A 303-nucleotide genomic window follows, 5' to 3' on the forward strand; every position below is an offset into this window, starting at 1 on the left:
AATCCTGCACGACCCACCATTCTTTCTCCGCGAAGGAATTAAAACTATCGTGGGCGATTAGCTCAGTTGGGAGAGCACCTGCCTTACAAGCAGGGGGTCACTGGTTCGAGCCCGGTATCGCCCACCATTCTCTAAAAATTCTTGGTTATATTCATATCCAAACCACTTCTTTTGTCGTTGGTTGGTATGTTTGACCCTGAGAGTCTTTAGAAAATGTGAATTTTAGAACACTGGTTCTTAAAATCTCATGCTCTTTAACAATTTGGAAAGCTGACTGATTGATTACTTACGAGTAATTCAATC

1 tRNA gene is annotated in these 303 nt (G+C 41.9%); it reads left to right on the top strand.

Going from position 1 to position 303, the window contains the following annotated elements:
* Positions 1 to 51 precede the first annotated feature (51 nt).
* Positions 52 to 127, top strand: a tRNA-Val gene (locus tag AACT19_RS25430).
* The last annotated feature ends 176 nt before the right edge of the window (positions 128 to 303 follow it).

The sequence above is a fragment of the Vibrio sp. 10N.222.47.A9 genome, from assembly GCF_963872585.1.
Classification (GTDB): domain Bacteria; phylum Pseudomonadota; class Gammaproteobacteria; order Enterobacterales; family Vibrionaceae; genus Vibrio; species Vibrio splendidus.